The following is a 21160-nucleotide window of genomic DNA, read 5'->3' as shown; positions in this document are numbered from 1 at the left end:
GCCGAAATCTCACGGGGTCAATTCTCCTCATCGCCTTGCGGCAGGTATATCAAGCGAACGCCCTCGTTGAAAACCATCAGTGTCCCGCCGCCGGCGGCATCTGTGGTGACCTCCATCCGCCCGGCGGTGAGGCGGCCCAGCGGGCCCTCCGCGCGGACCGTGTCGCGGGTCGCGAGATAGGTCTTGTTGAGCGCGCTTTCGATCGCCTCGGTCTCCATCCGGTAGCCGTCGGAGGTGCGCACCGTCACACCGCCGTCGAGCAGCGCGGTCACGCTGTCCTGCACCCGCCCGCTGGGGGCTTCAAGCTCGAAGCGCTGGCCCTCGGCGGTCTCGATTGTGGCGCTCAGCCGGTCGACATCCGCCGTCCCCTCGCTGCCTGGCTCCGGCGTGGCTGAAATCGCCCGCACGCTCAGCGACGCGCCGTCCGAGGTCACGCCGGCATAGAGCGGCGCAGTCACGCGCGGCTCGCGGATGCGGTCCTCGATATCGACACGGGCATAGGGGATGGATTTCTCGGGATCGTTGGGCTTGGCCAGCAGAAACAGCGTCGACAGGAGCGCCAGCGCCGCGAGCGGCAGAATCACCTTGGCCCAGGCGACGAATCGGGAATAGCGTTCGACGGTCTTGGCGCCGGTGCTGCGGGATGCGGCTGACATGCGGGTTCCTTGCGGCTCAACGCATCATAGGCCGGGCCCGGCACGCTTGGAAGCCGGGCGCGCGGCCGATGGCGGGAGCTTGCCGAGCCTTGGGGCGCTCAGTGCGCGAAGATGTCGATCTCGGGCCAACCTTCGAGGTCGAGCAGGGCCCGGGTCGGCAGGAAATCGAAACAGGATTGCGCCAGCGCGTTGCGCCCCTCGCGCTCAAGCCGAGCGTCGAGCGCCGCCTTCAGCCGGTGCAGGTAGAGCACGTCTGAGGCCGCGTAGTCGAGCTGCGCCGTAGTGAGGGTTTCCGCGCCCCAGTCGCTCATCTGCTGCTGTTTGGAGATATCAACGTCGAGCAGTTCCTGCAGAAGGAACTTCAGCCCATGCCGGTCGGTGTAGGTCCTGATGAGCTTGCTGGCAATCTTGGTGCAATAGACTGGCGCGGTGAGGGCGCCGAAGGCATTGTGCATCGCCGCGATGTCGAACCGGCCGAAGTGGAAGAGCTTCAGCACTTTCGGATCGGTCAGCATCCGGCAGAGGTTGGGCGCCTCGGTCTGGCCCTTGGCCACCTGGACCATATGCGCATGGCCATCGCCGCCCGACATCTGGATCACGCAGAGCCGGTCGCGGTGGGGGTTGAGCCCCATGGTTTCGCAGTCGATGGCCACAACGGGGCCAAGGTCAAGGTCGTCGGGGAGATCGTTCTGGTACAGGTGATTGGCCAAGGTCTGTGTCCGGATAAGGTTGCGGCTCCCCGGGCATACGCCGCGCGGCGCGGCAATTCAATCGCCCTGCCGGGCCGCCGATGATTGCGGCCGGGCGCGGGCGCTGGCAAACTGGGCGGGCCGGAGCAAACGGGCCAAGGAGAGCATCGCTGAACACCCCCGCGCATATGGCCCTCGCGCTTGCCGTTCTCGGCCGGGACAGTCGCGGCCAAGGCGGGCCGGCGGCGGTCGGGGCGATCGTGCTCGGCGCGCTCCTGCCCGATCTCTTTCTCTTCGTCGGCCATTTCCTGCGCGGAACGAGCGCGGCCTGGAGCCCGGCCCTGCCCGTGCTGGTCGCCGCGTTCAACTCGTTGCCGCTCTGGGGCGTGGTTTTTCTGGGCACGCGGGCCCTCCGCTGGCGCTTGCCCGCCCTCGTCGCCGGGGCCGCGCTTTTGCATATTCTGACCGACCTTCCGCTCCACGCCGCCGACGCGCGCCCGCATTTCTTTCCGCTCACCGACTGGGCCTTCCATAGCCCCGTCTCATTCTGGGACGCCGCGCACCACGGGCAATGGGCAGGGCTTCTGGAGGGGGTGCTGTTCGCGGGCTGCATCGCGGTGATGTGGCGCCGATGGCGGAGCTTGCCGGCCCGGCTGGCGCTTGCGCTCTTCGCCGTGATCTATGGCGCCACCTTTGTGCATTTTCTCGGCCATGCTTTCGCCGGTCAGCACTGGGCGCTGTGGTGAGCCGGCCTGCTGATCCGCCCCCGCTGGAGGGGTTTCGCCGCTACGCGGTCTATGCCCTGCCCGAGCCGGGGCCGCTCGCGGCGTTCGGGGCTGGCTGGCTCGGGTGGGACATCGCGGCGGGACGGAGCGTGGCGCGGCCCAAGATCCCCGGCCTTCCGCCGTTTGAGGTGGACCCGACGGCGCGCTGCCGTCGCTACGGGTTCCACGCGACGATCAAGCCGCCCTTCGCCCTGACCGGCACGGCGGAGGCGTTGCAGGCCGAGCTTGCGCATCTCGCCGAAAACCTTGGCCCGGTCCCGGCCATCCCGCTTGAGCTTGCCTGCCTCGGGCGGTTCGTCGCGCTTGTCCCGACTGCCCCGCAACCCGCGCTTCAGGCGCTCGCGGCGGAGGTCGTGCGCGGGCTCGACCCACATCGCGCGCCGATGACAGAGGCCGAAGCGGCCCGCCGCACCCATCCGGGGCTCACTCTTGCGCAGCGCGACAATCTCGCCCGCTGGGGCTACCCCCACGTGATGGAGACCTTCCGGTTCCACCTCACCCTCTCCGATCGCCTGCCCGCCCGGGCGGCAGCGCGGCTCCGGGAGGCGCTCGCGCCAGAGCTCGCCCCCCTCATCTCGTCCGGTTTCGCGCTTCGGTCGCTCGTGCTCTGCGGCGAGGATGAGGACGGGATGTTCCATTTGCTGCGGCGCGTACCGCTCCGTGGGTGAGTTTGGGCGCAGACCAATACCAACGGGCGAATTGCCAGCCAGTTCGCCGAGGTGCAGACTACGATTAACCCAACGGAATCTTTCAGTCCTCTCGGCCCCGCTACGGCCACGCGGTGAGGGTCGGCGCACAGCTAGCGACCTGAGTCGTCTGGACTTTCTGCGCGCCGCAGGGATCGTCGGTGTTGCCTCAGAGGCAGATTCGCGGTTATTCTCCGCCGGGGGAGGAACCGTAGCATGAAGTATGAACGGTTGGAGGCATCTCCGAGCCGGGTTGAGCGCGTGTTGATCATCGACGATCATCCGCTCTATGGCGATGCTTTGGCTGCGACGATGGCAAAACTCTATGACGATTGCCAGATCGTGACCGCGACGAGCCTGGGAGAGGGGCTCGGCCACATTGGGCCCGACTTCGCGCCGGACCTGGTGATGCTGGATTTGAAATTGCCGGATGTGACCGGGGTGAGCGGGTTTGTCCGGCTGCGCGAAAAGCTGCAGGAGACGCCGATCGTCGTCATTTCCGCGCTGGCCAGCGTGGAGGTCGTGCAGGCGGTGATGAGCGCGGGCGCGGCGGGGTTCCTGACCAAGGAAGCCTCGGTCGACCAGCTCAAATCGGCGTTGAGCGAGATCTGTGCCGGGCGGCGCCATGTGCCGACCGAATTCCGGGACATGCCGGCCTCGAGCGGGCCGACGGCGATGGATCTTCACGCCGCGAGCGAAAAGATCGCGGGCCTCACCCCGCAGCAGACGCGGATCATGAAGCTCATCTGCACCGGCAAGCCCAACAAGCAGATCGCCTATGAGCTTTCCCTCGCCGAAGCCACCGTCAAGGCGCATATCACCGCGCTCCTGCGGCGGCTTGGGGTCCAGAACCGGACGCAGGCGGCGGTCCTGATGGAAAGCGCGAGCCTTGATGGCAAACTGGCGGATCAGGCGAGCGACGCGCGCAGCTTTCTGAGCAGCTGACGGGGATGAACATCGGTTCGGAGGTCAATCCGCCGGTCGTGCATGTGGCGCTGTCGGGGGCCGAGGCGCCTGCGCAGGCGGTGGCGGAGCTTGTCCCGCAGCTTTGCCTCAATGAAGCCTGTTTCGTCCTGATCTTCATCCCCGAAAGCCTTGTCGGCCCTGCGTTCGAGGCGGCTGTTTCGGCGCATCTGTCGGGGGTGTCGGTCTTCGGCTGCACCACCGCGGGGCAGATCACGCCCGAGGGCTATGCGACCAACACGCTCCTCGCGCTGTCCTTCCCCAAGGCGCATTTCCGTTGTGCGTCCCGCATCATCGCGCCGCTCAACCCGCTTTCGATCGAGACGATCTCGGAGGATGTGCGGCGGCTCGATGCGAAATTCCAGAAGACCGCCAACTGGAACCGGTTGGCGTTGACCTTCGCCGACGGGCTCTCGCGCAAGGAGGATCTGCTGATGTCGGCGCTGGTGACGGGGCTGGCGGATATCCCGGTCTTCGGCGGCTCGGCGGGCGACGGGCTGGAGTATCGCGAGACTTTCGTCTTGCACAACGGCCGCTTCACCCGCGACGCGGCGCTTGTCCTGCTGCTGGAGACCGATCTCGATTTCGTCGGCATCGGCTTCGATCATTTCCTGCCCACCGAAAAGCAGCTCGTCATCACCAGGGCCATCGCCGATCGGCGCATCGCCGAGGAGATCAACGGCAGTCCGGCGGCGGAGGAATACGCCCGGCTTGTGGGCTGCGCGCTCGAAGACCTCTCGCCGCTGGTCTTCGCCGAAAACCCGCTTCTGGTGCGCAACAACGACGCCTACCACGTCCGCGCGATCCAGGAGGTGCTCGAGGGCCAGACGCTGTCCTTCCTGTCGGCGATCGACGACGGGCTTCTGATGACGCTCGGCACCGGCAAGGAAATCCTGCGGACGATGGAAGAGGCGCTCGATCTGCACGATGGGCGCGGGGTCGCGCCGGAGTTCATTCTCGGGTTCGACTGCGTGCTGCGGCGGCTGGAGATCGAGCAAAAGGGCATGGGCGCGGCGGTCTCCGAGATCTTGCGCAACGCGCGCGTTCTGGGGTTCAACACCTACGGCGAGCAGCATCACGGCGTGCATGTGAACCAGACTTTCGTGGGTGTGGCCTTCTTCCGGCCGAGACGGAGGGAGCTGCATTGATCGATCCGGAGGATCCGCTCGAGGTTCAGGTCGCCAAGCAGGCCAAGATCATCGACGCGCTCATCCGCCGCGCGACGCGCGAGCATGACGTGGGCAACTCGGCCTATGCCGCGTTCCAGTCGGCGATCTCGTTGCAGGGGCAGGTCTGGGCCAAGACGCGCGATCTGGAACGGGCCTCGCATGAACTGGCCGAACTGCGCTTCGACAAGGAGCGCAGCCGCAAGACGCTGGAAGACGCGCTTTCGGTCATGGAGGGCGGGTTTGCGCTCTTCGAGGACGGGCGGCTGCAGGTCTTCAACGATCTGTTTCGCAATCTGTTGCCGGACATTTCCGGCAGGATCGCGCCGGGATTGCCCGTGGAGGACTACGTCGCCTCGGTCGCCCGGAGCGACTACCTCGTCAGCCGGGACCGCGGCCTGCGGCAGGCGCTCACGGAGCTGCGCGCGGGCGACAGGGGGCGGGCGCTCTCGAACGTGATGATCGAGTTGGCCGGCGATCGCTGGTACCAGTTCAGCCAGCAGCAGACCACCTCGGACAACATCGTGATCGTCCAGACCGACATCACGGACATCGTCCGCAAGAACCGGCTGGAGAAAGACCACCTGATCGACATGCAGGCCCACTACCTGCAATCGGCGCTGGACCACATGAGCCTCGGGGTCGGCACGTTTTCCAGCGACGGCACGCTCATGCTCCACAATCAGCGCTTCAGCGATCTGCTCGGCCTGCCCGCGCCGCTGCTCAAGGAGGGCACGCGGTTCGACGACATCCTCGCCTTCATCAAGCGCCACTATGGCGGGGGCGACAGCGGCGCGGAGGGGGCATGGGACTGGTGGCAGCGCCTGCGCGAGATTGGCCGATTCCGCGCCCGGATCCGCCACGTGGCGGGCCGCGTTCTCGATATCCACCTGCACTTGCTGCCGGATCAGGGGTTCCTCGTCGACATTGCCGACACCACGCTGGAGGCGCGCAGCACCGAGCTTCTGGAGCGGCGCGTGGAGGAGCGGACATCGGCGCTGACCGAGGTGAACCGGCAGCTCACCGAACAGTCGCACAAACAGGCGCTGGTGGAGGAGGAATTGCGCGTCGCCAAGGAGGCCGCCGAGGCCGCGGTCTCGTCCAAGACGCGGTTCCTCGCGGCGGCGAGCCATGATCTGTTGCAGCCGGTGAACGCCGCCAAGCTGCTGATCTCCACCCTTGCCGATTCCGCGCGCGAGACGCCCCTCGCCGATCTGGTTGGCCGGCTCGAAGGCTCCTTTGCCTCGATCGAGACTTTGCTGCACGCGCTGCTCGATATCTCGCGGCTGGAGAGCACCGGGACCGGGCTCGCCTCGACCGATTTCTGCCTCGGGCCGCTGATGCGCAGCGTGGCGCAGGATCAGGATGTGATGGCCCGGGAGAAAGGGGTGCAGCTCGACGTCGTGCCCTGCAATGTCTGGGTCCACAGCGATCCGCGCTATCTCATGCGTTCAATCCAGAACCTCGTGGTCAATGCCATCCAGTACACCGAAAAGGGCCGCGTCCTTCTCGGCTGCCGCCGCCGTGGGGATCGCGTTGTGCTGGAGGTCTGGGACACGGGCATCGGCATCTCTCATCAGGACCAGACCCGCATTTTCGACGAGTTCACCCGTGCGGAAAACGTCCCGCCCGGTTCGGGCATGGGGCTTGGGCTCTCGATCGTGGATCGGACCTGCCGGCATCTGGGCCACAAGGTGGGCGTGCGGTCCAAGCCCGGGGTCGGCTCGGTGTTTTCCATCGAGATGAAGACCGTGGCGCCCAAGATGGAAGCGCCGGTGCCCGATATCGGGCCGGTGGTGAGCGCGGATACGCGGATGAACCTGCTGGCGCTGGTGGTCGAGAATGACCCCGACGTGCTGGCCGCGATGGTCAGCAAGCTCGAAAGCTGGGGCGCGGGGGCCTTCTCCACCCGATCGACCGCCGAGGCCGTCGAGGTGGTGCGCGATATGGGCATGGCGCCGGATATCATTCTTGCGGATTTTCAGCTCGATGGCCACGACACCGGCATCCACGCCATCGAGACGATCCGCGAGATGACGGGCTGCGAGGTGCCTGCGGTGGTCATCACCGCCAACCGGACCGCCGATCTGATGGAAAGCGCCGAACAACAGGATTTCAGCGTGCTGGCCAAGCCGGTCAACCTTACCCATCTGCGCGGCCTCATCGCCCGCAAGACCCGGTTCGAGCCGGAGCGGCGGCGCGCGGGCTCAGACCAAAGTATCGCATGACCTCACGCGCGGCGGGGCTAGGATGAACGCGGGAGGATTTTCATGATACACCGCTTGTTCCGATTGGCGCTCTGCGCGGCCCTGATGCTTGGCTCGGCCGCCACGGCGACGACGACCGAAAAGGTCTATGAGCTTCTGTTCCGGGAGGGCACGCTGAATGCGCTGCCCGATCAAAGCGCGCTGCTCTATGAGCGCGCCGTGAGCAACGCGCGGACCCCCGAGACCGCCGAGCGCGACACCGGGCGCATCGCGCTGCGCATCGTCGAGGGGGAGCCGGCCGAGGCACGTCTGCGCTTTGAGCAGGATGGCAAATACCGCAACCTCGGCAGCTTTCCCAAAAGCGTCGGCAATCCGATGATCATGTATTTTGTCGAGACGGTGGTCCGCGACATGGCCGAAAGCGCCGGCGGGAGCCCGTTCTACATCCGCAACCGGGTGAAGGCGTCTCTCGTTGAGCCGGGTGAGATGGACGAAACGACCGTGATGGTCGATGGCGCCGCGGCCCCTGCGACGGTCGTGACCCTGCGGCCCTTTGCGGGCGATCCCAATGCCGAGCGGATGCAGGGATTCGGCGCGCTGGAGCTCAAGGTGACCATGTCGGAGGCCGTGCCCGGCTGGTATCATAGCCTCGTGGCGGATGTTCCCGGCGAGGGCGGCGTGCGGATCTACCACTCGGAAATGTCCTACCTCGGGCAGGAGGGCGCGCCATGAGCCGCCTGCGGCATGCGGCGGCCCTCGGGCTCGGCCTTCTGGCCATCGGGGCCCAGCCCGCCACGGCGCAATCCATCGCCGAGCAGCTCAACGATTACCCCACCGTGGCCCGCGCAGATTATGTGTTCGGCTGCATGGCGGTGAACGGTCAGGGGCGGGACGTGCTGGAGAAATGCGCCTGTTCGATCGATACAATCGCCTCGATCCTGCCGTATGAGCGCTACGTGCAGGCCGAGACCGTGCTGTCGATGCAGCAGGTCGGCGGCGAGCGCATGTCGATGTTCCGCAGCGCGACCATGCCCCGCGCGATCGTGGCCGATCTCCGCCGGGCGCAGGCGGAGGCCGAAATCCTCTGTTTCTGAAGGCGGCGCGCCCTCAGATCTCGCCGGTCTTGGGCAGGATCCGCTCGAAGACGTTGCCGTCCGTATCATGGGCGCGGATGCGGAAATCCGGCGCACCGTTGTCGGTGTAGGCAAAGCGGAACACCGGGTTTTCGCTGATCGAAATGCCGCCGGTCATGGTAAAGAGCATCTCCTCGCCCTGCCAGACTTCGAGCGCGTCGATGAAATGCGCGGTGATGAAAAGCTGGGTGATCTGGTCGCGCTGGAGCCCCGAGTAGTTCGGGTGGCGGATCATGATCTGGGCCTCGCGGCGGGGGCGCGAGAGTTGCGGCTCGGGGGTGAAATGGCGCAATTGCATCTCGCCCATGCTGGCCAGGGCGAGCGACGGATCGCGCGTCGCCGGGGCCGAACAGCCGCCGGACGCCTTGACGAAGCGACCGGCCATGAAGGCGCCCGCGTCCGTCTCGGCGATGACGCGCACGTTGGAATACTGGTTCACCCGCACGCGCAATTCCATGTCGAGCGGCGCCATGGCCGGCCCGAAGGTGAACTCCGCCGCGACGGGCGCGGGATTTTCGTCGATCACCACGGTGGCGCGGTCGATGGTCTGGGCCGCGTCGGTTTGGGAGATCAGGATCGGAACGGTGGCGGCATCATGCGCGCGGTAGGGGGCCTCGACCTCGAAGAGCGGGCCGCCGTCGCGCAGGGCGACATCGCCGACAACATCGAATTTGAGGTCTGTCCAGCTCTCGCTTTCGGTCAGCGGGTTTTTCAGATCCTCCGCGAACACCGCTCCCGCGGCGAGCGCCAGAGCGGCCGCTCCGGCCAAAACGCATCTCATGGCTTGTCCTCCTCGACTGGCTCGGTGATTGGCGTGCGTTCGCGAAACTGTGGCACATTTTCGGCCTCACCCCGTATAATCCTTTGGTCGGGGCGCGATCACCTTCTCGTGTGCGCCGCCGCAGCAAGGGGCTTCGGCCCGGGAGGAAACCATGTTCGAGACGCTGTTGACGCTCTGCCTCGCAGGCGCACCGGAGGTCTGCCGCGAGGCGCTGATCCCGGGGCCGGTCCATGCGGCGGAGTCGGTTTGCGTCGCCGCGCTGGATGAGGCGCGCGCGCCGTCCGCCCCGGGTCTCGTGCCTCGTGGCCCGCCGTTTTGCGCCGAGGGCGCGCCCGGGCTCGCGGTGCGGCAGATCGCGCCGGGTGTCTATGTCCACCGGGGCGAGATTGCCGAGCCGGACGCCGCCAACCGGGGGGACGTGGCCAATCTTGGCTTTGTCGTCGGTGCGCGGAGCATCGCGGTGATCGACAGCGGCACGACGGCAGCGGTGGGCGAGGATCTCTGGCGCGCGCTACGCGAGGTGAGCGACTTGCCGGTGAGCCATCTCATCCTGACCCATATCCACCCCGACCACGCGCTCGGAGCGGCGGTCTTTGCCGACGCCGGGGCCGAGATCCTGGGCCATGCGCGCCACGACCGGGCCATGGCCGACCGGGTGGAGAACTACCTCCAGAGCCTGCGCAATACGCTCGGGCCCGGCGCGCTGATCGGCACGCGCGCCGTCGGGCTCAGCCGCGCGATCGACGGGGCGGACGAGATCGACCTCGGCGGGCGGGTTCTTGCCCTGCGCGCCTGGCCGCCCAGCCATACCGGCACGGATCTGACCGTGCTTGATCGGCAAACGGGCACGCTCTTCGCTGGCGATCTGGTGTTTGACGGCCACACCCCCGCGCTGGACGGGTCGCTGCGCGGCTGGCTGGCGGTGATGGAGGAACTCATGGCCGAGGGGTTTGCACGTGTCGTGCCGGGCCACGGGGGGCCGGTGCTCGACTGGCCAGACGGCGGGACGGCGCAATTCCGATATCTCGAACGGCTGGCCGGCGATACCCGCGCTGCGATTGCCGAGGGGCAGCGGATCGGCGAGGCGGTGGAGACGATCGGTCAGAGCGAGGCCAGACACTGGGCGCTCTTTGACGCCTACAACACGCGCAACGCCACCGTCGCCTTCACCGAGCTGGAATGGGAATGACCGGGGCCTAGCCCTGCGCGTCCTGAAGCAGTTGTGCGATGGCGTAGAGCCGTTTTTCCAGCAGGACCGGCGTTTCGCAGACATAGGTAAGCGAGCGTTGGCGGTCGATGAAGATGCGCTCATCCCAATCGACCTGCTCTTCGAGCGCGTCGACCTTGTCGAAATCGGGGGCGTCTGCCTGCATCAGCGCGGTCATCTCGGTGCGGGCGGCGTCGATCTTCTCCGCCAGCGCGATCTGCTGGAGCGAATAGTCTTCGATGCCCTTGATGATCGCGCTGCGGGTGCGGGCCATGCGGGTGAAGACGCGGGAGAAGACCTCGCCCAGAAGCGCCGGATCGGCGCCATTTTCGCGGGTGAAGTCGGAAACGATCGGCTGCAAATCCTCGACCTCGGTGCGGCGCAGCGCGAGCCGCGCGACGAGATCCTCGACCGCGCTTTCGACCTCGGGCGCGAGCGTCACCTCTTCGAGCGGCGCGGGCCACATCAGCCCCGGCGAGAGCCGTTCCACCTTGCGCTGGATGCAGGGCCATGTCGGGTCGGAGAAATCTGCAGCAGCGGCGGGCAGCACGAGGCCGGCGCCGAAAAACAGGGCGGCAAGCGCGCGAAACGTGGCCATGATCAATCCTCCCGTATTCCAATCTAGGCCCATGGAATCGCAGGTCCATCCCCTTTGTCTCAATACCAACCAAGGTCTCAGTTGTTTGTCGACCATCGCACACGCTACCCCTGATGTGCCATTGTATGGCAGGTGACGGAGGATTGCGCAGTGCGTACGAGAGCAGCGGTTGCTCTGGAGGCTGGAAAGCCTTTGGAGGTTATGGAAGTCGAACTCGAAGGGCCCAAAAAGGGAGAGGTCCTGGTCGAGATCAAGGCAACGGGTATTTGCCACACAGATGAATTCACGCGCTCGGGCGATGATCCGGAAGGTCTCTTTCCGTCGATCCTCGGCCATGAGGGCGCAGGCGTCGTGGTTGAGGTGGGCGAAGGTGTCACCACGCTCAAGCCGGGCGATCACGTTATCCCGCTCTACACGCCGGAATGCCGCGAGTGCGCGTCCTGCCTCTCGGGCAAGACCAATCTTTGCACCGCGATCCGCAACACCCAGGGCCAGGGCCTGATGCCCGACGGCACCACGCGCTTCAAGATGCTCGATGGCACGCCGATCTATCACTACATGGGCTGCTCGACCTTCGCCAATCACACGGTGATGCCCGAGATTGCTCTGGCCAAGGTGCGCGAGGACGCGCCTTTCGACAAGATCTGCTACATCGGATGCGGCGTCACCACCGGGATCGGCGCGGTGATCAACACCGCCGGTGTCGAGATCGGCGCGACCGCGGCGGTCTTCGGCCTCGGCGGGATCGGCCTCAACGTGATCCAGGGGCTCCGCATGGCGGGCGCCGACAAGATCATCGGCGTGGATCTCAACGACGACAAGGCGGAGATGGCCAAGAAGTTCGGCATGACTCACTTCGTCAACCCGTCCAAGGTCGAGAACACCGTTCAGGCGATCGTCGACATCACCAAGACCGATTTCGACCAGATCGGCGGCGTGGACTACAGCTTCGACGCGACCGGCAACGTCAAGGTCATGCGCGACGCGCTGGAATGCTCGCACCGCGGCTGGGGCGTCTCGGTCATCATCGGCGTGGCGCCGGCGGGGGCGGAAATCTCCACCCGCCCGTTCCAGCTCGTCACCGGCCGCGTCTGGAAGGGCACGGCCTTCGGGGGCGCCAAGGGCCGCACGGATGTTCCGAAAATGGTCGAGTGGTACATGGACGGCAAGATCGAGATCGATTCGATGATCACCCACAAGCTCAAGCTTGAGGACATCAACGAAGGCTTCGAGCTGATGCATGCCGGAAAATCCATTCGCGCCGTGGTGGAATTCTGATGCCTCTGGAGGTCATCTCGGAAAACCGCAGTTTCGGCGGGGTCCAATCCGTGTACAGCCACGGGTCGGACGCCTGCGGATGCGACATGACCTTCGCCGTCTATGCGCCGCCCCAGGCGGCGGATGGGCCGGTCCCGGTCCTGTGGTATCTCTCGGGCCTCACCTGCACGCATGAGAATGCGATGACCAAGGGCGGCTTTCAGAAATTCGCGGCCGATCACGGGATCGCGGTGGTTTTCCCCGACACATCGCCGCGCGGCGAGGGCGTTGCGGATGACGAGGCCTATGATCTGGGCATGGGTGCGGGGTTCTACGTGAACGCCACGCGCGAGCCCTGGGCGCCGCATTTCAAGATGTATGACTACATCGTCTCGGATCTGCGCGGCGTGGTGGCGGATCTGCTGCCGGGCGATGTGGCCCACGGGATCACCGGCCATTCCATGGGCGGGCATGGCGCGCTGACGATCGCGATGAAGAACCCCGATCTCTTTGCCTCGGTCTCGGCCTTCGCCCCGATCGCCAACCCGACGCGGTCCGACTGGGGGCGCAAGCAGCTCTCGGCCTACCTCGGCGACGATGAGGCCAATTGGGCGCAATACGATGCGACCCTGCTTCTGGAGGAGCTGGGCTGGAAGGGAGATATGCTGATCGATCAGGGCGCGGATGACCAGTTCCTCGACTTGCTCAAGCCCGAGGCACTGGCCGGCGCGATGACCGCGCGGCGCCAGCCGGGACAGTTCCGGATGCAGGCGGGCTACGATCACAGCTACTACTTCGTCTCGACCTTCGCCGGCGACCATGTCGCCTGGCACGCAGAGCGACTTAAGTCGTAACGACTAGGCGGCGGCGGCGGGATATCTTGGTATGCAGCGCCGGCCCGACTCACCAAAGCCGGGCGCCCGCAAGGCGGGGCCGACCAGGCGGCGGAGACACAACGCCTGTCACCGGTTCGGAGGAGACCCGGTGACAGCAGCACAGATCGCCCGCGCGGCGATCGGAACGAGAAAAAGGAGGACGCTTCACGACAGACGACTTGTCCGCTCCGGAGGAGAGATTGAGCGGACGATGGATTGATCCCCCGGATTCAGCCCGGTGGGTCAGGTGACAAGTCTCACCACAAGGGAGAGAGATATGAAAAAGCTACTCGCACTAACGTCCGCTTTGGCGATCGCTGCGGTGTCTGCATCGGCCAACGAGGGCCTGCAAGCCGAGATCGACAACCCCGATCAGTGGGTCATCCAGACCGGCGACTACAAGAACCAGCGCTACTCGCAGCTGGACCAGATCAACAAGGACAACGTGGGCGATCTTCAGGTCGCATGGACCTTCTCGACCGGCGTTCTGCGCGGGCACGAGGGCTCGCCGCTGGTGATTGGCGACACGATGTACCTGCACACGCCGTTCCCGAACATCGTTTACGCGCTCGACCTGAACGATGATGGTCGCATCATCTGGAAATACGAGCCCAAGCAGGATCCGAACGTGATTCCCGTGATGTGCTGCGACACGGTGAACCGGGGCGTCGCCTATGCGGAAGGCAAGATCTTCCTGCACCAGGCCGATACCACGGTCGTCGCGCTCGATGCAGAGACCGGCGAAGTGGAATGGAGCGTCGTGAACGGCGATCCGGCCAAGGGCGAAACCAACACCGCCACCGTGCTTCCGGTCAACGACAAGATCATCGTCGGCATCTCGGGCGGCGAATTCGGTGTGCGCGGCTCGGTCACGGCCTACAACATGGAAGACGGCTCCATGGCCTGGCGCGCCTATTCCATGGGCCCCGATGAGGACATCCTCGTTGATCCCGAAAACACCACCCATCTCGGCGAGCCCGTGGGCGAGAACTCCGGCGTGAACACCTGGGAAGGTGATCAGTGGATGATCGGCGGCGGCACGACCTGGGGCTGGTATTCCTACGATGCCGAAGAAAACCTCGTCTACTACGGCTCGGGCAACCCCTCGACATGGAACCCCGGACAGCGCCCGGGCGACAACCGTTGGTCCATGACGATCATGGCCCGCGATGCCGACACCGGCGTTGCCAAGTGGTTCTACCAGATGACCCCGCACGACGAGTGGGATTATGACGGCATCAACGAAATGATCCTCACGGAGCAGGAAATTGATGGCGAGATGCGCAAGCTTCTCACCCACTTCGACCGGAACGGCCTTGCCTACACCATGGACCGCGTGAGCGGTGAGCTTCTCGTGGCCGAGAAGTATGACCCGGTCGTCAACTGGACCACCGGCGTCGACATGGATCCGGAGTCCGACACCTATGGCCGTCCGGCCGTGGTGGCCGAGTATTCGACCGAGCAAAACGGCGAAGACGTGAACTCGACCGGCATCTGCCCGGCGGCGCTTGGCACCAAGGACCAACAACCGGCCTCCTACTCGCCGAAGACCGAGCTCTTCTACGTGCCGACGAACCACGTCTGCATGGACTACGAGCCGTTCCGCGTGGCTTACACCGCAGGTCAGCCCTACGTGGGCGCGACACTGTCGATGTACCCCGCACCGGACAGCCACGGCGGCATGGGTAACTTCATCGCATGGGACAACATCGCGGGTGAGATCAAATGGTCCATCCCCGAGCAGTTCTCCGTGTGGTCGGGTGCTTTGGCAACCGCGGGCGACGTCGTCTTCTACGGCACGCTCGAAGGCTACCTGAAGGCAATCGATGCCGAGACGGGTGAAGAGCTTTACCGCTTCAAGACGCCCTCCGGGATCATCGGCAACGTCATGACCTACACCCATGAAGGCAAACAGTTTGTCGGCATCCTGTCGGGCGTTGGCGGCTGGGCCGGGATCGGCCTCGCGGCCGGCCTGACCAACCCGAACGACGGTCTGGGCGCCGTGGGCGGCTATGCGGCCCTGAGCGACTACACCAACCTCGGTGGTCAGCTGACGGTCTTCGCGATCCCCGACTGAGGGACGTGATACTCAACTGAAACGTGCCGGTGCGGACACCGCGCCGGCACATCCACGACAAGGCACGAGAAAGGACCTCCTCGGTATGAAATTCGAATTCCCTCGCCGCGTATCTCAGGTTGCTGTTGCTACGGCCATGACCTTCGCGCTCGGCACGGCCGCCGTCGCCGAAAACCACGTAATCCAGGCCAAGGGCGTCAAATTCGACCCGATGTTCCTCTACATCCAGCCGGGCGACACCGTCAGCTTCGAGCGGATGCCGAGCCACAATGTCGAGACGCTTGATCCGATGGTGCCCGAGGGGCAGGAAAAGATCATGTCGGAGTTGGGCGACAACATCACCGTCACCTTCGATACAGTGGGGATCGTCTCCTACAAATGCACGCCGCACTGGGGCAACCGCATGGGCGGGTTCATCGTTGTCGGCGAGCCGGAAAACCCCGGCGAGATCATCGACAGCTACATGGCGGTGACCGAAGAGCAGAAGGAATATCTCCCGGCGCGCGGGCTTTTGAAGAAGCTGCGGGTCGACATGGAGAAAAACGGCATGATCGGCGCACCGGAATCGTGATCCGGCCGGTGATCAGATGATCCGTGATGTGATCGGCATCGGAGCGGCGCTGGCAGTGGCCGCGTCGCTTCTCCTACCGGCGCCCGCGGTGGCCCAGACCTCCGATCTGGTGTCCAAGACGGCCTTCCGCGTTTGTGCCGATCCGGCCAATTACCCGCTCTCCGACGATGGCGCGGGGGGCTACGAGAACCGCATCGCCGAGCTCTTTGCCGAAAAGCTCGACCTGCCGCTGGAATACACCTGGTTTCCCATGGCCACCGGGTTCATCCGCCGCACCCTGCGCGAGAACCGCTGCGACGTGGTGATCGGCTACGCGCAGGGCCATGAGCTGGTGCTCAACACCAACCATTATTTCACCTCGTCCTACGCGCTGATCGTGCCCGAAGACGGCCCGCTTGCCGGGATCACGACGCTGTCGGACCCGGCGCTTCAGGGGCTTCGGATCGGCATCGTCGCGGGTAGCCCGCCGGCGACGCACATGGCGCGCAACGGGCTGATCGGCAAGGCCAAGGCCTACAACCTCTTCGTCGATCGGCGGGTCGAATCCCCCGCGCTCGACATGCTCGATGATCTGCAGACCGGCGAGATCGACGCGGCCATCCTCTGGGGGCCGATTGGCGGGCCGCTGGTCAAGGCCGACTACCCCGGCTTCAAGGTTACGCCGCTGATCGAGGAAACCCAGCCGCCGCGGCTGTTCTTTCGGATCACCATGGGCGTGCGCACGGGCGAAAAGGTCTGGCAGCGCAAGCTCAACTCGCTCATCCGCCGCAATCAGGGTGAGATCAACGAGATCCTGCGCGAGGCGGGCGTCCCGCTCCTGTCGGACATGGGGACAAGCCTCTTGGGCGCGCAGAACTGATGCGCTGGCTGGCGGCGGCGCTTGTGTGCTGCTGGCCTGTCGCGCTTCTCGCGCAGGTGCCCGAGCCGGACGCGTTCCGGATGGAGGCCTACCGCGCCCCGGTCCCCGCGACGCTCGCGGGCGCGGTGGTTGTCGATGCGCCAGCGGCCCATGAGCTCTGGCGCTCGGGAGAGGTGGCTTTCATCGACGTTCTGCCTCGCGCACCCAAACCGGCGAACCTGCCCGAAGGGACGATCTGGCGCGAGAAACCCCGCCAGTCGATCCCCGGCGCGATCTGGCTTCCAAACGTGGGCTATGGCGCGCTGGCCGATGAGACCCACGCCTATTTCAAGGCCGGATTGGCTGCTGTGACCGGCGGCGCGCTGTCACACCCGGTCCTGATCTTCTGCCTCGAAGACTGCTGGATGTCATGGAACGCGGCGAAACGGGCCCGCGCCTACGGCTACGATACGGTCTACTGGTTCCCCGGCGGGACCGACGCGTGGAGCTTCCACGACTTCCCCACAGAGCCGCTCGAGCCCTTCGATCAGTAACCGGCGCGGCGCGTCGTCGCGGTCGTGCGCGTGCCGTCGGTGTCGATCATCGTGACATCGGCGCGCTCGGTCTGCGCGGGAACGGAGAGCGACAGCGCGGGGTTTTCGCTGAGCGAAATGCTCCCGGTCACATCCACATAGCCGGCGCCATCGAGGTCGATTTCAAGCGTCTCGACATAGCGCATCGGGATGAAGAGCAGCGAGATCTGATCCATCTGCATGCCCGAATGGCTGGGGTGGGAGATATCCACATCCAGTTGCCGCTGCCGGGCCGAGAGCGCGGCGAGGCGCCCGGCGGCGGACCCGTCAGTCAGCGGCGAGAGCGACAGATCCATGTTCCCGAGCGTTGCCATCGCCTCAATCGGATCGGTCCCCGGCGGCGCGGCACAGGCGCCCTTGCCCGAGGTCTTGACGAAGGTTTCGGCGACAAAAAGCTGCCCGTCGGTCGTCTCGGCCACAACGTGCAGCGGCGTGCCGCCGTTGAACCGCAAGGTCACGTCGAAAAAGAGCCGCTCCTGCGGCACATCGAGCGAAAACACCGCCGAGACCGGCATCGGGTTTTCATCGAGGATGACCGACACCTTTCCCAGTTTCAGCCCCTCCGGCGCGACCACCTGCGCGGCGACGCGCGTGCGCGCGTCATCCTGCGTGCGGTAGGGGGTGTCGATGCTGATGAGATGCGCGCCGTCCTGAAGCGCGCGCGTGCCGTAAAGGTCATGGGCGATGTAGGTCCAGCTTGGCTCGGTCTCTGCGCCGAGCGGCGTGGCGAGGCAGAGCAGCGCCGCCCCGGCCAAGGTCACGATCTTCATTCCCATCCCTCCCCGGTGGTCACGAATTTGCCAAAGGCGCGCGGGCCGTCGCCGGTGTCGATCTCGCCCACCACCTCCAGCCCGGCAGCGTCGATCAGGCTGATGCTGTTGGAAAACCAGTTTGCCACAACCACGGTGCGCTTGTCTCGGGTCACGTCGATCCCCTCAGGGTATTCGCCGACATCGAGCACAGCGATGGGCGCGCGGGTTTCTAGGTCGATCACGCTGACCGTATCGGCATACTGGTTCGAAACGAAGGCGCGCCCGGCGGCGAAGGCAACGCCATAGGGCCGGTCGCCCACGGGCACCGTGGCAAGCGCCCTGAGGGTCTCGGGATCGATCAGGGTCACGTCATCGCTGCCCACGTTGCAGGCCCAGAGGACCCCGTCCGGGGCGAAGCCGATGCCGAAGGGCCGCTCGCCCACCAAGGCGGCACCAAGGGGGGCGAGACTGTCGATATCGAAAAACGAGACCTGGTTGGCATCGCGATCCGCCGCTGCGAGGCGGCGGCCATGGATGGCGAGGCCGGCGGGCGCGCTGCCCGTCTCCAGCGTGGCTTCCAGCGCGAGGCTCTCGCCGTCCAGCACCCAGATCCGCGCGTTGTACCAGTCGGAGACGAAGACCCGGTCGGTGTGACCATCGACCGCGATGCCGATGGGCCCGCCGTCCAGCACCGTCTCGGCCGCGAGGGCCCCGGCGTCGAAGCGCCGGACGGTCTTGCTCTCGGGCGAGACGGTGTAAACCGCGCCGCCCGCGCCAACGGCGACGCCCGCCGGGTTGCCCGGCACGGGGACCCGGCGCAACTCGCGGCGCGCCTCAAGGTCAATGACGCTCAGCTCGCTGCTATTCTGGTTGGTCACGAAGGCAAAATCCCCTGCCGCAGCGGGTGCGGCAGGGGTCAGCGCCAGCAAAACGGCGAGGAGGTCAGTTGCTCGCGCCAAACCGGGCGGCCAGGGCATCGAGCCCCTGCTGATAGACCGCCGAGACCGCGGCGATTGCGGCTTCGTCGTTGAGATGCTCGGGCGGGTCGTTGTTGGGATAGCCGCGGTAGAAGGCGCCGCGCCATTCGATCAGCGAGCCGCCGCCATCGACCGGCTTGACCGTCAGATGCGAGGAATAGTTGGTCACCGGCAGCACATCGACCTCGACCGCGTTGATCCGGTAGGAATAGCTCATCTTCTCGGCGCTGTACTTGTAGAGCACCTCGTCGATCGTCGGCCCGCCGGCCTCGCCGAGCGTCAGAAGGCGCGTCGCATCGATCTCGTTGCCGCCCTCGCCGTCTGTTGCATGGACCGCCGGATGCCAGCTCATGTCCTGAAAATCACCGATCACCGCCCAGACCTCTTCGGGCGCCGCCGCGACCTCGGTGGTCAGGGTGACCTTCTGCCGGGTCGGCCCGTGGGCGAGCACCGCCGCCGGGACAAGCCCCGCCAAAAGCACCAGCAAATATGCCAAACGTCGCATCTTTCCTCCTCACTCCTTGAAGATGTTGTTGTTCAGAATGTAGCGTATGCCCCGCAGCCAGGAGGCATCCGTGTTCGATCGGATCTCGACCGATTGCCCGCGCACCATGGCGCCGCTCTCGGCGTCGCGTACCACGAGGTTCATCGACAAGATGAGGTTGGAGACCTTCTGCACCTCGCCCACCACGACGAAATCGGCCCCGAGCTTGCGGCCCATCCGCAGATCGCAGCCGTAGCATTTGGCCGGATTGACCGTGCGCTCCAGTTCCTCGGCCACGGGCGAAAGATCGCTCAGCGCGAGGCCCTCCTGCCGCAGCCGCTCGCGGACCGTCTCTTCGAGAAGCCCGATTCGCGCGCGCTCATCCGCGCGCTCACCGAAATAGTCGCCTTCGGTCGAGGTATCGAGGAAGGTGATGCCGAGGAAAGCGGCGGATTTTCCCGCGCCCCAATCGCTTTGGGCCAGCGCGGGCACCGACGCAGCCAGCCAAAGGGCAAGAGATATCCAACGAACCATAATGGAAACCTAGCCTTTGGCGATCCGGCTGCAATCAGCCAAAAGTATTGGTTGGGTTTGGGGGGCGATCTGCGAGTATGTGAGCGAAACAGTCAAGGTTTCGTGGCGGGGCGAAAAGCCGTGTCTGGGAGGACAATTTGCGAAACGACGTAATGGCAGCGCTCTTGGGCGCCGTGTGGATGTGTGTGGCCGCCGCGGCGGGGGCGGTGGAGGTCAGCTACGGGCTTTTGCGTGTCGACTACCCGTCGCAGGCGCCGATTTCCCGGCTCGAGGCCAAGCCCGCCGATCGCGGCTTTGCCGGGGCCGAGCTTGCCACGCGTGACAACCAGACCACCGGGCAATTCATGGGGCAGACCTATGAGCTGACCACCGTCGCCACCACGCCCGAAGAGGCCGAGGACGCTCTGGCGGGCCTTCTGGCCGACGGCGCGTCGATCATCGCGGTTCTGGCCAATGGCGCGGATTTGCTGCGGCTTGTGGAGCGGGCGGGCGAGGATGCGCTCATCCTCAACATCGGCGCGGGGGACACGAACCTGCGCAGCGAGAACTGCCGCGCCAATCTCTTCCACATCACCCCCAGCACGGCGATGCGCGCGGACGCCATCGCCCAATTCGCCATCTGGAAGAAGTGGACCGACTGGTTCCTCGTGCATGGCTCCAACCCCGACGACCGAGAGCTTGCCGAGGCCTATCGCCGGGCGGCCCGGAAATTCGGCGCGCGGATCGTCGAGGAGCGGGAGTTCGAGGACACCGGCGGCGCGCGGCGCACCGACACGGGCCATGTGCTGGTGCAGCGGCAATTGCCCGTCTTTACCCAGCGGGCCAAGGATCATGATATCGTCATCGCCGCCGATGCGTCCGATGTCTTCGCGCCGTACCTGCCGTTCCATCTCTGGACGCCGCGCCCGGTGCTTGGCTCCGCCGGGCTCCAGCCCGTGACCTTCCACCCCGCCCACGAGGCCTGGGGCGCGACCCAGTTCCAGACCCGCTTCGAAGAGCTTGCCGGACGACGCGTGCGCGGGGATGACTATGACGCCTGGCTTGCCTTCCGGGTGATCGGCGAGGCGGTCACGCGCACCGGCTCGGCCGATCCGAACGTCCTGCGCGACTATGTGCTCTCCGATGAGTTCGAGCTTGCCGCCTTCAAGGGCGTGCCGGTCACCATGCGTGGCTGGAACGGCCAGTTGCGCCAGCCGGTGCTGCTCTATGACGGCGCCATCACCGCGAGCGTCTCGCCGCAGGACGGGTTCCTGCATCAGGTCTCGCCGCTCGACACGCTCGGCCTCGACGCCCCCGAAAGCGCCTGCACGGCGTTTGACTAGAAAGGACAC

The 21160-nt window shown here is 65.8% G+C and carries 23 protein-coding genes; 15 read left to right on the top strand and 8 right to left on the bottom strand.

All coding sequences use genetic code 11. The annotated features are described in order from the left end of the window. Positions 1 to 17 precede the first annotated feature (17 nt). Both lptC and BM353_RS03430 read right to left on the bottom strand, forming a co-directional pair. Positions 18 to 656 (bottom strand): LPS export ABC transporter periplasmic protein LptC, encoded by a 639-nt coding sequence (gene lptC / locus BM353_RS03435; protein ID WP_245759550.1) that lies wholly within the window; start codon positions 654 to 656, stop codon positions 18 to 20. Between the two features lie 98 nt (positions 657 to 754). Then, a complete protein-coding gene (locus BM353_RS03430) occupies positions 755 to 1366 on the bottom strand; it encodes a ribonuclease D (RefSeq protein ID WP_092076669.1) in 612 nt (203 codons plus the stop codon). 167 nt (positions 1367 to 1533) lie between these two features. On the opposite strand from BM353_RS03430, the gene BM353_RS03425 reads away from it, so the two are divergent. The 7 genes from BM353_RS03425 (at position 1534) to BM353_RS03395 (ending at position 8246) form a co-directional block, all read left to right on the top strand. Continuing rightward, complete coding sequence (locus tag BM353_RS03425; RefSeq protein ID WP_092076667.1) at positions 1534 to 2091, top strand: hypothetical protein; 558 nt, start codon at positions 1534 to 1536, stop codon at positions 2089 to 2091. Then, complete coding sequence (locus tag BM353_RS03420) at positions 2088 to 2798, top strand: DUF1045 domain-containing protein (protein WP_245759549.1); 711 nt, start codon at positions 2088 to 2090, stop codon at positions 2796 to 2798. The genes BM353_RS03425 and BM353_RS03420 overlap by 4 nt, the downstream gene beginning before the upstream one ends. 234 nt (positions 2799 to 3032) lie before the next feature. After that, the gene (locus BM353_RS03415; protein ID WP_092076665.1) at positions 3033 to 3761 is read left to right on the top strand and encodes a response regulator; all 729 of its coding nucleotides are present in this window, start codon (positions 3033 to 3035) and stop codon (positions 3759 to 3761) included. 5 nt (positions 3762 to 3766) lie between these two features. Continuing rightward, positions 3767 to 4927 carry an FIST N-terminal domain-containing protein gene (locus tag BM353_RS03410; protein WP_092076663.1) on the top strand — a complete coding sequence of 387 codons (1161 nt, stop codon included), beginning with the start codon at positions 3767 to 3769 and terminating at the stop codon, positions 4925 to 4927. Next, a complete protein-coding gene (locus tag BM353_RS03405; protein ID WP_092076661.1) occupies positions 4924 to 7173 on the top strand; it encodes a hybrid sensor histidine kinase/response regulator in 2250 nt (749 codons plus the stop codon). Before BM353_RS03410 ends, BM353_RS03405 begins: the two co-directional genes overlap by 4 nt. 42 nt (positions 7174 to 7215) lie before the next feature. Then, on the top strand, positions 7216 to 7884 hold the full coding sequence (locus BM353_RS03400; protein ID WP_245759548.1) for a hypothetical protein: 669 nt from the start codon (positions 7216 to 7218) through the stop codon (positions 7882 to 7884). After that, positions 7881 to 8246 (top strand): hypothetical protein, encoded by a 366-nt coding sequence (locus BM353_RS03395; protein ID WP_092076659.1) that lies wholly within the window; start codon positions 7881 to 7883, stop codon positions 8244 to 8246. The genes BM353_RS03400 and BM353_RS03395 overlap by 4 nt, the downstream gene beginning before the upstream one ends. Positions 8247 to 8259: 13 nt before the next feature. Here the strand turns inward: BM353_RS03395 and BM353_RS03390 are convergent, their stop codons facing one another. Further along, positions 8260 to 9066: a quinoprotein dehydrogenase-associated SoxYZ-like carrier gene (locus BM353_RS03390; protein WP_092076657.1), complete on the bottom strand. Its 807-nt coding sequence runs from the start codon at positions 9064 to 9066 to the stop codon at positions 8260 to 8262. Between the two features lie 151 nt (positions 9067 to 9217). On the opposite strand from BM353_RS03390, the gene BM353_RS03385 reads away from it, so the two are divergent. After that, on the top strand, positions 9218 to 10255 hold the full coding sequence (locus BM353_RS03385) for a quinoprotein relay system zinc metallohydrolase 2 (RefSeq protein ID WP_092076655.1): 1038 nt from the start codon (positions 9218 to 9220) through the stop codon (positions 10253 to 10255). 7 nt (positions 10256 to 10262) lie between these two features. Here BM353_RS03385 and BM353_RS03380 read toward each other — a convergent pair whose 3' ends face one another. Beyond that, the gene (locus BM353_RS03380) at positions 10263 to 10871 is read right to left on the bottom strand and encodes a hypothetical protein (protein WP_092076653.1); all 609 of its coding nucleotides are present in this window, start codon (positions 10869 to 10871) and stop codon (positions 10263 to 10265) included. 150 nt (positions 10872 to 11021) lie between these two features. On the opposite strand from BM353_RS03380, the gene BM353_RS03375 reads away from it, so the two are divergent. The 6 genes from BM353_RS03375 (at position 11022) to BM353_RS03350 (ending at position 17043) form a co-directional block, all read left to right on the top strand. Then, positions 11022 to 12149 (top strand): S-(hydroxymethyl)glutathione dehydrogenase/class III alcohol dehydrogenase, encoded by a 1128-nt coding sequence (locus BM353_RS03375; RefSeq protein WP_092076651.1) that lies wholly within the window; start codon positions 11022 to 11024, stop codon positions 12147 to 12149. Continuing rightward, the gene (gene fghA, locus BM353_RS03370) at positions 12143 to 12982 is read left to right on the top strand and encodes an S-formylglutathione hydrolase (protein WP_218155461.1); all 840 of its coding nucleotides are present in this window, start codon (positions 12143 to 12145) and stop codon (positions 12980 to 12982) included. The genes BM353_RS03375 and fghA overlap by 7 nt, the downstream gene beginning before the upstream one ends. Positions 12983 to 13280: 298 nt before the next feature. After that, complete coding sequence (locus tag BM353_RS03365) at positions 13281 to 15080, top strand: methanol/ethanol family PQQ-dependent dehydrogenase (protein WP_092076649.1); 1800 nt, start codon at positions 13281 to 13283, stop codon at positions 15078 to 15080. 136 nt (positions 15081 to 15216) lie between these two features. Then, positions 15217 to 15651 carry a plastocyanin/azurin family copper-binding protein gene (locus BM353_RS03360; RefSeq protein ID WP_092076647.1) on the top strand — a complete coding sequence of 145 codons (435 nt, stop codon included), beginning with the start codon at positions 15217 to 15219 and terminating at the stop codon, positions 15649 to 15651. Between the two features lie 16 nt (positions 15652 to 15667). Next, entirely contained in the window at positions 15668 to 16510 is an 843-nt protein-coding gene (locus BM353_RS03355) for a substrate-binding domain-containing protein (protein ID WP_092076645.1), read from the top strand. Then, positions 16510 to 17043, top strand: coding sequence for a PQQ-dependent catabolism-associated CXXCW motif protein (locus BM353_RS03350; RefSeq protein ID WP_092076643.1), 534 nt, complete (start codon positions 16510 to 16512; stop codon positions 17041 to 17043). The genes BM353_RS03355 and BM353_RS03350 overlap by 1 nt, the downstream gene beginning before the upstream one ends. Here the strand turns inward: BM353_RS03350 and BM353_RS03345 are convergent. From BM353_RS03345 to BM353_RS03330, 4 genes are all read right to left on the bottom strand, one after another. Beyond that, entirely contained in the window at positions 17037 to 17852 is an 816-nt protein-coding gene (locus BM353_RS03345) for a quinoprotein dehydrogenase-associated SoxYZ-like carrier (RefSeq protein ID WP_092076641.1), read from the bottom strand. The genes BM353_RS03350 and BM353_RS03345 overlap by 7 nt on opposite strands. After that, the gene (locus BM353_RS03340) at positions 17849 to 18712 is read right to left on the bottom strand and encodes a YncE family protein (protein ID WP_245759547.1); all 864 of its coding nucleotides are present in this window, start codon (positions 18710 to 18712) and stop codon (positions 17849 to 17851) included. Before BM353_RS03340 ends, BM353_RS03345 begins: the two co-directional genes overlap by 4 nt. Positions 18713 to 18776: 64 nt before the next feature. Then, complete coding sequence (locus BM353_RS03335) at positions 18777 to 19316, bottom strand: SRPBCC family protein (protein ID WP_092076637.1); 540 nt, start codon at positions 19314 to 19316, stop codon at positions 18777 to 18779. Positions 19317 to 19325: 9 nt separating this feature from the next. Continuing rightward, the gene (locus BM353_RS03330) at positions 19326 to 19829 is read right to left on the bottom strand and encodes a DUF3280 domain-containing protein (protein WP_092076636.1); all 504 of its coding nucleotides are present in this window, start codon (positions 19827 to 19829) and stop codon (positions 19326 to 19328) included. 152 nt (positions 19830 to 19981) lie between these two features. Between BM353_RS03330 and BM353_RS03325 the strand changes: the two genes are divergently transcribed. Beyond that, on the top strand, positions 19982 to 21151 hold the full coding sequence (locus BM353_RS03325) for an ABC transporter substrate-binding protein (protein ID WP_245759546.1): 1170 nt from the start codon (positions 19982 to 19984) through the stop codon (positions 21149 to 21151). Positions 21152 to 21160: the final 9 nt, after the last annotated feature.

Source organism: Poseidonocella sedimentorum (assembly GCF_900116005.1).
Taxonomy (GTDB): Bacteria; Pseudomonadota; Alphaproteobacteria; order Rhodobacterales; family Rhodobacteraceae; genus Poseidonocella; species Poseidonocella sedimentorum.
This window is presented reverse-complemented; position numbering and strand designations above follow the sequence as displayed.